Origin of the sequence: Spirosoma oryzae (assembly GCF_003002825.1) — a bacterium.
Taxonomy (GTDB): domain Bacteria; phylum Bacteroidota; class Bacteroidia; order Cytophagales; family Spirosomataceae; genus Spirosoma; species Spirosoma oryzae.
In genome coordinates this window covers 33066-45970 of record NZ_PVTE01000037.1, presented here as the reverse complement: position 1 = coordinate 45970, position 12905 = coordinate 33066, and the positions used below count along the sequence as shown (strand labels likewise).

The window sequence follows — 12905 nt, the reverse complement described above, 5'->3', positions numbered from 1 at the left end:
CAGCGGCCGACCGCCCTTCAGGGGATTTAGGGGTAAAAAAGCTCCTTTGCGAAGTGCTCGGTTTTGAAGGCTCAAAACCCCTACAAGGTTAGCCCCTTTAGGGGGCTGGGGGGTAAACAGGCTAGAACTTAACAGCCCTGCCCTGAAGGGGACTTGGTACCAGCGTGAGCCAAGTCCCCTTCAGGGGATTTAGGGGTTAGTCAGGCGATCAATAACCCTACGGCCCCGGTAACGGCGGGTTCTACCGTGCAGATTTAGGGGTTAGTCAGGCAATCAATAACCTAAGTTATTTTGTCAGACTTCAATACGGTTCACTGGTTAAGGTTATGTTATTGAGAACTTTGACCAGTGAGCCATAAATCGTAAACCCAGCAATTACCTTTGCCGGACCATTTCCGGGATGTTTTGACTACTCAACCGCACTTGCCTGCCGCTGATCCGGCGCTCGTTTCCAGGGCTGCTTTTGGCCCTGATTTTGTCTGGGGAACGGCAACAGCCGCTTACCAAATCGAAGGAGCCGTCGACCGCGATGGTCGTGGTCCGTCAATCTGGGATACGTTCAGTCATCAGCGCGGGAAAATCAAAACCGGCGAACACGGCGACATTGCCTGCGAATTTTACGACCGCTACGAAGATGACCTGCGCCTGCACAAAGCCCTTGGCTTTCCTCACTTCCGGTTTTCGATAGCCTGGTCCCGCATCCTACCCGACGGATTGGGACCGCAGCATGGCGGTCGTGTCAATGAAGCCGGACTGGCCTTCTACGACCGACTTATCGACCACTGTCTGTCGCTGGGCATGACGCCCTGGATTACGCTCTACCACTGGGACTTACCGCAGGCGCTGGAAAACCTCGGCGGCTGGCCGAACCGCAAAATCGTCGACTGGTTTGCCGATTACGTCGACGTCTGCACGAAAACCTTCGGTCCCAAAGTCAAGCACTGGATTATCCTGAACGAGCCCCTGGCGTCGTCGGTGCTGGGGTATTTTACGGGGACACACGCCCCCGGCCGACGCAGTCTGCGCGCATTGCTACCCAGCATTCACCACACGGCACTGGCGCAGGCAGAAGGGGGCCGGGTTGTTCGGCGCAACGTCCCCGACGCCCATGTCGGCACCACCTTTTCCTGCTCCCCCGTCGATCCATACACCGACGCTACCCGCGACCGGGCCGCAGCCAAACGCGTCGATGCCTTGCTGAATCGGCTTTTCATCGAACCCGCCCTGGGCATGGGCTATCCAACCGACGAGTTATCCTTTCTGAACGGCATTTTCAAGAAGCATGCCCAACCCGGCGACCTGGAAAAGCTGGCGTTTGATTTCGATTTCATCGGGCTGCAACACTACTTCCGCGTAGTTGTCGAGCATACCTATTTTGTGCCGTACATCTGGTCGAAGGATATTTCGCCACTGAGCCGGGGGGTGCAGACGATTACCGAGATGGGCTGGGAGGTCAACCCCGACAGCCTGTACCGGGTCATTCAGCGATTCAGTCAGTACGACGGCATCCGGAAGCTGTACATTACGGAAAGTGGGGCTGCGTTCTACGATACCGTGCAACAGGGCCACGTCCACGACCCGCAACGCATCAGCTACCACCAGGATTATCTGCAAAGTGTCTTACGGGCGAAAAACGATGGTTTCGCCGTGGATGGTTACTTCGTCTGGACGTTTCTCGACAATTTCGAATGGGCCGAAGGCTACCGCCCCCGCTTCGGACTGGTGTACGTTGATTTCCGCACGCAGCAGCGCATCGTCAAGGATTCCGGCCACTGGTTTCAGCAACTGCTCACCGACCCCGTCGACTGGTCAGCACACCTGAAAGCGCACTAGCCATCAGCGCCGGCGACCGAAGCGATAGCTTAGCCCGGCTCGCCAGTACTGACTGTATACCTGCGTGGCATCGGAGCGGGAACTGGGGGTATAACTTAGTACGCCCAGCGAATAGCCTGCGCTCAGACCGAACGACCGATAATAGCCCGTTAGGTTTACGCGCGGCCGCACGTCGACAGTTGGCATGTTGTATGAAACAGGGGCCAGTATAGAACTTGGATATTGGTTAGTAGCGGTTAGTGATATTGTTCCGCGACTAGCCAAACCGTATGCCAGGTCGACGCCCACCGTAACATCGAGACTGGACTGTGCGGTACCAAACCGCTTTCCAGCGAAGGGTTGCAGTAACACATACTGATTTTTCAGCCACGCGTTACCATCGGCCGGATAGCTACTAAAATCACCGATAACACCATTGACAGCCAGTCGGCTCGTCAGTGATTCGTACCCAGCCTGGGCTCCGAGAATCAGCCCGGAGCGATCGACATACTGCCATTGGCCGGTTAAGCCGTAGCTTGATCCGCTGTGTCGACCGTACGGATTCATCACTCCCGGCCCCATTAGCGGTATCCCCGTCTGCGATACGGCTCCCGACCCCCGAAACGAAAAAAGTCCACTACTTGCCTGCACGCTGAATTCGCTGTGCTGCCCCTGCGCGACACTGAAGCCAATTACCCAAAAAAGTGCGGATAAAATTCGGTGCATGTGGTGTAGTTTTTCTGGTTTGTACCAACATCTTACCCAAACGCCGGGTTGAGCAGCCAATACCAATTCAACTTGACGTTATGCAATATCCAGAATTTATTCACGAAGCCAAAGCCGCACTGAACGTTCAGTCGGAGGGCGAAGTAATCGACATCACCCGCGCCTTTCTGCACACGCTGACGGCACACCTGGCCGGCAACGCAGCCGACAATCTGGGCGCTCAGCTACCCGCACCTTTGCTCGACATCATCCGCGAAGTATCACCCGAAGACCGTGACCAGGGCGAACGCTTTAAGGTAGACGAGTTCTACCAGCGGGTCGGCGACAAACTGGGCGTCGATGCGGCCACCGGTGAGCGCTACACCCAGCAGTTCATGACCGTATTCCGGTCGATGGTGACCGAGGGTGAACTGCACAAGATAAAAATCACACTGTCGGATGATTATGCTCCGCTGTTCGACGGTGCGGTAGCGACAAATTAGGGTCCGATTACTCCTGAAAGGTACTCCACGCCTTTCAGGAGCCGGTTGTTAGTATGTCAAAATCATGGTAACCTTTCTTCCGATTACTACGCCTGATCAGGCCGTTTCCGTTGTACAGTCGGGCAACCGCGTTTTTATCCACAGCGTTGCCCAGACGCCCCACACACTCATCCGCGCCCTGATCGACCGCGCTCCGCAGTTACGCGACGTCGAGCTATGCCACATTCATACGGAGGGCTACCTGCCGTACCTCGAACCGCAGTATCAGGCGTCATTCCGGCCAAACTCGTTCTTTATTGGGGCTAACATGCGAAAGCAGCTGAACGCAGGCATCGGCGACTATGTCCCTGTCTTCCTCAGCGAAGTACCGCTACTCTTCAAGCGCAGAATTTTACCGATCGACGTTGCGCTGATTCAGGTGTCGCCCCCGGATGCACACGGTTACTGTTCGCTCGGCCCCTCCGTCGACGTATCGCTGGCGGCTATTCAGTCGGCGAAGTACGTCATTGCCCAGATCAACCCACGGGTACCCCGCACGCACGGCGACGGACTGATTCCGGTGTCGATGCTACACGCAGCCATCGAAGTCGACGAGCCGATTTACGAAGTGTTACCCGGTGAGATCAGTGCGGAAGACCGGAAGATCGGTCAGTACGTAGCCAGTCTGGTGGAAGACGGCGCGACGCTGCAACTCGGCATCGGCGGCATCCCGAACGCCACACTGGCGGAGCTGATTCACCACAAGGGACTGGGCATTCATACCGAGATGTTCTCCGACGGTGTCATCGACCTGGTCGAGCGGGGCGTCATCACAGGGGAGCACAAGGCGGTACTGCCACACCGCATCGTATCAGCCTTTGTCATGGGCAGTCAGCGGGTGTATGACTTCATCAACGACAATCCCGGTGTGGCCATGAAACAGGCCAGCTACACCAACGACACATCGATCATTCGGCGCAACCCGAAGGTAACCGCGATTAACAGCGCCATCGAGGTCGACCTGACGGGGCAGGTGTGCGCTGATACCATCGGTACGTACCAGTATTCAGGTGTTGGCGGACAGATGGATTTTGTGCGGGGGGCTTCGTTGTCGGAAGGTGGCAAGCCCATTATCGCGCTTCCGTCGACCACCAGCAAAGGCCTGAGCAAGATCGTATCGTTCCTGAAAGAAGGCGCGGGCGTAACGACGACGCGGGCGCACGTTCATTACATCGTCACCGAATACGGAATCGCTGATCTGTACGGACAAAACCTGCGGCAACGCGCCCGTGCGCTCATCAACATCGCCCACCCCGACCACCGCGAAGACCTTGAGCGGCAGGCACACGCCCGCTTCGGCCGGTTGTAATGGCATTCGTTTGCACTAATAAGGGGGCGGCTTCGCAGGATGAAGCCGCCCCCTATTTGTATCGGTAGTAACAACGGGAATTTCTCTTTTTCTGTCATCCCGACGTAGGAGGGATCTTCGGTAAAAGCAGAAAATTCACCGGCTTCCGGAGATCCCTCCTACGTCGGGATGACAGAAAAACTCTATGCCAGCATTAACTACGAGCCGTCTCCGCCAAACCCGCTGACGGTTTTGGCGCGGGCTTGATAAAGATTGTTAGCCAGGTACGGCGGGCCATGCGAAAGAAATAGGGTGTTAACAGAATAATGGATGGTACTAATCCAATCAGGAAATAGTCGAGGTCGATTTCCAGCCAGACGACAAAAACGAAAAACGTCAGCAGGCTCCAGATTGTGAAAAACGCGTAGCTCACGAACATCGACGCCCAGTAGAATCCCGGCTCCGGCATGAAGTTCTCTCCACAGTGCGGACAATGCTCGTGCATCTTGTCGAAATTTCGGCTAAATGCGATCTTCGACACGAAGAAATCACCTTCATGACAGCGGGGACACTTGTTGAACAGGATACTATAAAAACGACTGGAAGAAGTCATGGCTATACGATCTTGGTGTTGACAAACCAGACGACGACGGCTAAACCAACTCGCTTTCTGGTAGGACAAAGGTAACCTACCCACCCGCCGGATGCCAAGACAAACAAAGGCGCTTATGGTACAAATCAACGATTAGTCTCAATCGACTGGCGAAAGTCGACGGGTGTGATTCCCGTGTGTTTTCGGAAGAAGCGAACGAAGTAGGATGTATCGGCAAACCCAAGCAGAAAGCCAATTTCCTTCACCGACCGCGCCGTGTGCGTCAGCAAGCGCTTTGCTTCGATAACCAGCCGCTCGTGCAGCAATTGGCTGGCTGTTTTGCCCAGCACCTGCTGACAGATGTGGTTCAGGTGGTTGGGCGTAACGTTCATCTGGGCCGCATACTCGTTGACGGTACGGACCTGCACGAACTGATTCTCCAGTAACTCTTCAAACTGCCGCAGCCGGTCGTAATAGTGCGATGCACTCGCCGGCAGTTGCTGATCGTACAAGCGGCTGGCAGCTTCCAGCAGAATATGGATGAACGACAGAAACACCTCCGCCCGGTTGGGCTGCTGTTGTCGGTATTCGTCGTAGGCGTAACCAAACAAATCGGAGAAGAACGTGCGCTGTGCCGCCACGTCCAGCAGGGGCAGGTGCTGATGCGAGTGGTAGAACGGGTATTGCTGTAGCCGGTTACCCAGTCGCGCCCGGAAAAAGTTGGTATCGAAAAACAGGTTGAACCCCTGCGTATCAGGTGCCAACTGCCAGCTATGTACCTGACCGGGCGTCAGGAAGTACAGCTGGTCAGGGGCGACCGGGTACGTTTTGAAATCAATCGTGTGGCTACCACTCCCCTGTCGTATCCACATCAGCAGGTAGAACGTATGTGAGTGTGACTGGTCGATCCCTTTGAATTCACCGACCAGTTTCTCCAGGGGCGTCATGTAAAAAAGCGTATCCGGCTCATGACGGGCAAATGTCTGAATCGAATAAACAGGGATGCTGTCAGTCATAGTACCATGAGCGGTTAACCAGCGGATCGGTATCGAGGGAAAACCGCATGATACGCTTTTTTACGGACTACCTCAGCGTTTGACAATCCGGCGCGACGCCTGCCGGTCGCCAACCCGGACGCGCAACACATAGACGCCCGCTGGTTGCTGATCGAGCGATAGGACTGATGTTTCCTGCCGCGTTTCGGTTTGCCAGGCCGCCAGCCCCGTTTCGCTAATCAGTTCGATACGCGCCGTTTGCACTGGCGACAGCCCCCGCAGCTTCACCGTCAGCGTCGTAACGGCGGGTACCGGATATACGTCGAGAGCGTCGGCCAGCGCCTGATCTTCCACGTCCAGCACCTTATTGACCGTTACCAGTACCGGCGTCAGCGTCAGTTTCGTCAGCCCACAGCCGTTCTGCACGTCCCGCAACACGTAGGCCGTCGATTGGGTAGGCGACACGTCAAGGGTATGCGGATTGGCGGCTGTCTGCACCGATTTCACCGCCCCGCTGCCGGTGGCCGAACTGTCCTGCACCGAAAACGTCCACGGGGCATCACCGGTAAACGCCACCGACAGCTTCGCCGACTGTCCTTCGTAGATGCTTTGCGTACCGGTCAGCGCAGCCGTCGGCAGGGGACGGACATCGACGGAGATAGCCGCTCGTTCGCTCTCGCATTCACTCAATCGCTGGGCGACGTAATAGCTGCCTGTTCCCGCTGCCGTCGTTGCCGGTACGGTGGCGGTAAACGACCCTACACCGCCGGTTGCCGCCGGGCCATACCAGAACAGCGAGGTGTTTGCCATCGTCGTCGTCGCACTTAGTGGCCCAGCAGGCTGCCCCTGACACAACACGATCGGTACTGTAGAAACGACGGGTTTAGCCGGGCGATTACCCACCGACACAACGACGTTCCCCGTCGGAACAGGGCGACCCGGCGCGTTCATGTCGACACCGTAGCAACCGTCAGTGGTCATTACCTTCGTTGTGTACGAGGTTGTTCCAAGCTGACTGGTTTCTATCGATGCTGTTACCGGCTTGCCCGTCCCATCGAAGAACTGATACTGATGCCCGGCGGGGGCCGGTATTTTCTTCGCGAGATCGACACCCTGATCGCCCTGGCAAACCGTCAGCGACAGCGAGGGTGGAGCGACGCTCGGAAATGGTCGTATGGTCAACGTTAGCAACGTGGTATCACCCGAGCAGGTATTGTCGGGCCTTCCTTGGGAAACAGTCAACGTATAGGATTGGCCCGGCTCCAGCTTCGATGCGGCAATGCTCACCTGGTTATAATCTTCTCCGCGCAACCCAAAGGCGTCTCGCCTACTTAATTGCCAACGCATAACCATACCTGCCTCTCGCTGGGGTGTAGGCACAATGTACACCGCCCCCGCCGGTTGATTTGTACCGTCCACAACTGGGCAGAATTGTAACGTTTCCGCTATCGTAGGCGCTACCGGTCTTGACCGGATAGCCAGTTTTGTGGGGCTGGCATTTATAACGCTTTGTACCTGACTATCGATCACGCGCACCGTATATGTACCGGGCGCAAAGTTGTTCGGGACGAACGCGCCCAGGCCATCTTTGTAAAAACCGACGTAATACGTGACCAGGTTTTGATACGACCCTCCATCAGACAATTGCACGACATACCGGCCACTACCCAGACCGTTAGAGCCTACTACTTCATACGGAACTTTAATGATCGTACCGGTGCAGACTGCTGTGACAGACATGGGTAGCGCCGTGATTGTGTACGACTGTCCGTGTGCAAATAGCGAGAGACTCGAACAGAATAGAATTAGTAAACAGTAGCGTAGCTGTTTTTTCATAGAGGACGGTTGATCAAAACAGACAAAGATATATCGCTGATAGCGGCACTGATAAGAAAATGAAAGTATAAACCGCCTGTGCGCTGCTTTTCTAAAAAAATAGCTTCTTCTTTTCTAGCAACATGTCAGATCACTCAGCGAATACGCCGGAACAGACGGGTAGTACTACCTCCCGGCGGCAGTTTATTCAGTCGGGCCTGCTGGCGTCGGCGGGCTTTTTCATCGTGCCGCGCCACGTACTCGGCGGCAAAGGGTTTATTGCTCCCAGCGACAAACTTAACCTGGCCGCCGTCGGCTTTGGCGGCAAAGGATTCAGCGATATCAATAACTCGTATAACAATGGCGCGAATAACGTCGTCGCGCTCTGCGATGTCGACTGGGGTCTGGCCCGGGTGAAAGAAAACTTCACCAAGCACCCCAACGCCAAGCGGTACAAGGATTTCCGCGAAATGCTGGACAAGGAAGGCAAAACCATCGACGCCGTAACGGTGTCGACCGCCGACCACACGCACGCGGTTGTGGCCATGGCCGCCATGCAGCGGGGGAAGCACGTCTACGTGCAGAAGCCACTGACCCACAACATTCACGAGGCCCGGATGCTGACCGAAGCGGCCCGCAAGTACAAGGTCGTGACGCAGATGGGCAACCAGGGGTCGTCGAACCCGCAGCAGAAGCAGATGGTCGACTGGTTCGACAAAGGGCTGATCGGTAACGTACACACGGTATACCTCTGGACCAACCGCCCGGTATGGCCGCAGGGTATTCCCGTTCCGCAACCGGCTTCGGAAACGCCCGTCGATCTCGATTGGGATCTGTGGCTCGGCCCCGCACAGAAAGTGGGCTACACCCCTGCCTATCACCCGTTCAAATGGCGCGGCTGGTGGAACTTCGGGGCCGGCGCGCTGGGCGACATCGGTTGCCACATCATGGACGTTCCATTCCGCGTACTGGGTCTGGGTTATCCGACGCAAGTCGAAACCAGCATCGGTGCCGTGTTCCTGAAAGACTGGACACCCGAATACATTCCCGAAGGTTGCCCCCCCTCGTCGCACGTCGAACTGCAATTCCCGCAGTCGAGCAAAAATAAGTCGGCCGTGAAAATGGTGTGGCTCGATGGTGGACTGCGTCCGTTCCGGCCCGAGATGCTGCCGGAAGGGGAACCGTTCCCGGAAAACGGCGAGAACGGCGTATTCCTGATCGGCGACAAAGGACTGATTGCCTGCGGTATGTACGGCGACGACCCGAAGCTATACACGAAAGACGGCAAGAAACTGGAAGCCGCTCCGAAGCCCGCACGGGGCACAGCCGGAACGGTATCGCTGCCCGAAAACGGCCACCAGGTGTTCTGGACGGATGCCTGCAAAGCGGGTTTCAACAGCAAGGAGCACAAGGCGCTGACGTCTTCGTTCGACTTCGCCGGGCCGCTGACGGAGTCGGTGCTGATGGGTAACCTGGCGATTCGCAGCTATACTCTCCGCACACCCAAAGCCGACGGTAAAGGCTTTACCTACCCCGGCCGCAAGCAGCTGACCTGGGACGGTAAGAATACGAAGATTACCAACTTCGACGAAGCCAATCAGTTCGTCACGCGCCAGTACCGCGACGGCTGGTCGCTGACGGCGTAAGATTGAATTGTTGAAGGATAGAATGATTGAATGCCTGACTGATTGACGAAATCGGTCAGGCATTTGTTTTCTGTAGAGCCGCAATCCTTTGCGGCTCACCGCCGGATAGCTTTATTGCCGGATACATTTGGCTGATGCACGGTAGAGACGCAACGGCGGCCACCGTGACGCGACCCGGCCTTTGCGGCTCACCGCCGGATGGTGTTTGCTGCCGGATAGAATTTGCTAGACATGCTGACGCATGCTGAGACGCAAGATTTTACATCTCTACGCGACACATTCAATCATTCTATCCTTCAACAATTCTATCATTGTTACGTTGAGATTAAAAACTGATTAATCGCAACGTATGAAAACGCACAATCTCTTCGCACTGGGCGCGCTGCTGGCTGGCGCTAGTCTGTTCAGCAGTTGTACTAAACCGGCAGACACGGATGATGCTGCCCCCCGCCCGACTGAACTTCAGGTGTCCACCGTCCTAACGGGTTACGAAATCATCTGGGGCATGGACTTTCTGCCCAACAACGAACTGATCTTCACCGAAAAACGGGGTAAGTTGTACCGGCTCCCCAGCGGGGCGACTACGGCGACCGAGATAACGGGTTTACCCGCAACTATCTACACCGATAATCAGGGGGGCCTGCTCGACGTTCGGGTGCATCCGCAGTATGCCAGCAACGGCTGGATCTATGCCAGTCATGCCGCGTCGACGGCAGGCACGCAAGCCGGTCAGCTGAACCTGATCCGGTTTAAGCTGACCAACAATCAGATCAGCAATCTCGAAACGATTTTCCAGACCGATGCCAGCAACACCTGGCGGGGGCACTACGGGAGCCGGATCGAATTTGGCCCGGATAACATGCTGTACCTCAGCGTCGGTGAAGGCGGACCACGGTCGCAGGGCGGGGCGAATTCACCCAACCAAAACGCACAGAACACGCAGCTGGGCTGGGGTAAAATTCACCGCATGACCGACAGCGGACAGGTGCCGTCGGACAACCCGATTCTGCCCGGCAACACAGCCCCGACGACCATCTACGCCTACGGTAACCGCAATCCGCAGGGACTGGCGATCAACCCCGCAACGAATCAGCTGTGGTCGACGGAACACGGACCGCAGGGGGGCGACGAGGTCAACATCATTCAGAAGGGCGCGAACTACGGCTGGCCACTTGTCTCTAACGGTATCAACTACGACGGCACAACAATCTCGCAAAGCCCCACCCGCGACGGCATTCAGGCCCCCATCCATACCTGGACACCCTCGATCGGTACGAGTGGTCTGGCATTCATCACCAACGAACGCTTCGGTAGTGCCAACGGTGGTCTGGCAACGGGGGCGCTGGCGGGCAACTACCTGAGCATTCTGAGCATCAGCAATAATCAGATCACGGGTGAAGCGAAACTGCTTGAAGGACAGGGCCGTATCCGCAACGTCAAACAAGGCCCCGACGGCAACCTGTACGTCTCCCTCGAAAACCCCGGCCGCATCCTCCGGCTCTCGCCGGTACAGTGATTGAGTGGTTGAATGATTGAGTGATTGAATAGGGTGGTGCAAGCACTCATTCAATCACTCAATCATTCAACCACTCAGCTTTCGTCTGCACTTGGTCCGTAGCTGGCGGGGACAGCGATATCGAGCAGGCGGAAATAGACGCCAAGCTGTGCCCGGTGGTGGGTGATCTGATTGTAGGTCATGTGAATGACTTCGTGCTTTGGCGTCGTGCTGTAAATCGTATCGCCGTCGCGCAGGGTCCAGGATTTGGGCAGCGTGGCTTCCGAAGCCGCTTCCAGTGCCGCCCGGCCCTCGTTGAGCGCCTTTTCGAACATAGCCAGCAATTCATCCGTACTGCTGACTACCGTTGGCTTGTATGGCGACGTAGCGAAGTCGAGTTCATCGGTCGTCAGTGCCAGTTGTACCCACGACGGCAGTTCAGCGATATGCGTCGTCAGTTGCATCAGCGTCATGCTTTTGGGATGGGGTCGCCAGTCGAATTTGTCGGCGGGTACGCGGCTAAGAAACTTGCGGGTGATAGCAGCTTCCTGCGCCAGTTCGTGCAGAAAAATCGGAAGTAGGTCCATAAAGCGATTGGTTTTGGTTGACGATTCAAAGATCAACCGACCCAGTGACAGCCTTATGTCATCAGTGATTGAATGAGTGAGTGATAGAATGATTGAATAAGCTGGCGCGAGCCATTCAATCATTCTATCACTCACTCATTCATTTGGCAAAAAACACCACCAGCCCATCTTTCCCGGCGACGACGATGTCGTTGCGGCCAGTTTTGCGGAGGTCGGCGACGGCGAGGTAGATGCCGGTCCCTTTGCCGACACCGGCGGGGCCATACGCGATGGTCTGTTTCGTGAACGCTTTCTGAGTCGCATCCCAGCTGAAATAATACAGGCCGACCGGGTCGTCGGAGCCGGGGTCGTTGTCGTTGTGGGCGCGGTACCGTTTGCCGGTCAGCAGTTCGGGTTTGCCGTCGCCCGTAATGTCGACCCATTCCATGGTATGGTACTGCGAATTCTTGTCGTCGATCAGGTGCTTCGTCCAGCTGCGTTTACCCGTCGCGTCGCCCGTTTGTTCGTACCAGTGCAGGCCGTAGCCGTGCCCCTGCCCCACAATCAGGTCGTTCTTTCTATCGCCATTGACATCGACCACCAGAATCGGCACGCTGGCGGTTCCCAGCGCAAACTCCTTGTGCATCGTCCAGTTGCCAGCCGAGCGATCAGCAGGTGCTTCCAGCCAGCCATCACTCACGATCAGGTCCCCCCGGCCGTCGCCGTTAACATCGCCGAAACCCAGCCCGTGGCCCTGCGTAGGCGCTACCGTGACGGTACTGAACTGACCCGGCCCGATTAGCTTCAGGTATTTGAGCGGATGGTTGGGGTTGTTTGGGACAATGTCCACCGTACCGTCGCCGTCGATGTCCCAGGCGCGGGTCGTTTCGATATTACCGACGTTGGCAATGTCGTGACTCGTCCAGCGGCTGTCTTTCTTAGCCGGATTTTCCAGCCACCGCAGCGTCTGGTTGAACCACCCTCCCGTTACAAAATCCGTACGCCCGTCGCGATTGACATCGAGCGGGATGGTCGAGAAGTCGTCGTAGTACTGCTCCTTCCGGGGCTGATTGTCGATCAGGTGCCGACGGCGAAAGCGGGGACCTTCATACCAGAAATCACCCGATACGATGTCGAGCGTATCGTTGTTATCGACATCGAACACGGCCACCGATTCGTAACTTTCTGCTGCGACAAAATACCGGTCGAAGGTAGGCGCCGGCGGTGCCGGCAGCGGAGCTGCCGACAGCAGCAAGGGCAACACAAACAGGATACGACGCATACGGTGAAGGAGTTAGCAGTTGACAACCACGAGACGACCACTGACAAAAGCCAATTTCCCGCGTAACTTACCCCATGCGTCCTCGTGTACTATTGCTACTTATCGTATTGCTGGGGTACCGTCCTAACCCGCCGTTTCAGTATGGCGGGTCAGGACGGCACCCTTTG

General features: G+C 56.4%; 11 protein-coding genes. 5 read left to right on the top strand and 6 right to left on the bottom strand.

From position 1 onward, the window contains the following. The first annotated feature begins 405 nt into the window (after positions 1-405). Complete coding sequence (locus CLV58_RS25635; RefSeq protein ID WP_245882470.1) at positions 406-1833, top strand: GH1 family beta-glucosidase; 1428 nt, start codon at positions 406-408, stop codon at positions 1831-1833. Positions 1834-1836: 3 nt separating this feature from the next. On the opposite strand, the gene CLV58_RS25630 is transcribed toward CLV58_RS25635, so the two are convergent. Next, positions 1837-2538 carry a hypothetical protein gene (locus CLV58_RS25630; protein WP_106140693.1) on the bottom strand — a complete coding sequence of 234 codons (702 nt, stop codon included), beginning with the start codon at positions 2536-2538 and terminating at the stop codon, positions 1837-1839. A gap of 80 nt (positions 2539-2618) precedes the next feature. Between CLV58_RS25630 and CLV58_RS25625 the strand changes: the two genes are divergently transcribed. Together CLV58_RS25625 and CLV58_RS25620 are read left to right on the top strand one after the other, a co-directional pair. Beyond that, the gene (locus tag CLV58_RS25625) at positions 2619-3020 is read left to right on the top strand and encodes a DUF2267 domain-containing protein (RefSeq protein ID WP_106140692.1); all 402 of its coding nucleotides are present in this window, start codon (positions 2619-2621) and stop codon (positions 3018-3020) included. A gap of 64 nt (positions 3021-3084) precedes the next feature. Next, positions 3085-4368, top strand: a complete 1284-nt coding sequence (locus CLV58_RS25620) for an acetyl-CoA hydrolase/transferase family protein (protein ID WP_106140691.1) — start codon at positions 3085-3087, stop codon at positions 4366-4368. A 193-nt stretch (positions 4369-4561) separates the two neighbouring features. Here CLV58_RS25620 and CLV58_RS25615 read toward each other — a convergent pair whose 3' ends face one another. The 3 genes from CLV58_RS25615 to CLV58_RS25605 form a co-directional block, all read right to left on the bottom strand. Continuing rightward, complete coding sequence (locus CLV58_RS25615; protein WP_106140690.1) at positions 4562-4960, bottom strand: DUF983 domain-containing protein; 399 nt, start codon at positions 4958-4960, stop codon at positions 4562-4564. A gap of 125 nt (positions 4961-5085) precedes the next feature. Further along, positions 5086-5955, bottom strand: a complete 870-nt coding sequence (locus tag CLV58_RS25610) for a helix-turn-helix domain-containing protein (RefSeq protein ID WP_106140689.1) — start codon at positions 5953-5955, stop codon at positions 5086-5088. 72 nt (positions 5956-6027) lie between these two features. Further along, positions 6028-7674 (bottom strand): T9SS type A sorting domain-containing protein, encoded by a 1647-nt coding sequence (locus tag CLV58_RS25605; RefSeq protein ID WP_170108804.1) that lies wholly within the window; start codon positions 7672-7674, stop codon positions 6028-6030. Between the two features lie 218 nt (positions 7675-7892). Between CLV58_RS25605 and CLV58_RS25600 the strand changes: the two genes are divergently transcribed. After that, entirely contained in the window at positions 7893-9395 is a 1503-nt protein-coding gene (locus CLV58_RS25600) for a Gfo/Idh/MocA family protein (protein WP_106140687.1), read from the top strand. Between the two features lie 349 nt (positions 9396-9744). Continuing rightward, positions 9745-10911 (top strand): PQQ-dependent sugar dehydrogenase, encoded by a 1167-nt coding sequence (locus CLV58_RS25595; RefSeq protein WP_106140686.1) that lies wholly within the window; start codon positions 9745-9747, stop codon positions 10909-10911. Positions 10912-10985: 74 nt separating this feature from the next. Here CLV58_RS25595 and CLV58_RS25590 read toward each other — a convergent pair whose 3' ends face one another. Continuing rightward, complete coding sequence (locus tag CLV58_RS25590; RefSeq protein ID WP_106140685.1) at positions 10986-11477, bottom strand: DinB family protein; 492 nt, start codon at positions 11475-11477, stop codon at positions 10986-10988. A gap of 139 nt (positions 11478-11616) precedes the next feature. Then, on the bottom strand, positions 11617-12738 hold the full coding sequence (locus CLV58_RS25585; RefSeq protein ID WP_106140684.1) for an FG-GAP repeat domain-containing protein: 1122 nt from the start codon (positions 12736-12738) through the stop codon (positions 11617-11619). Positions 12739-12905: the final 167 nt, after the last annotated feature.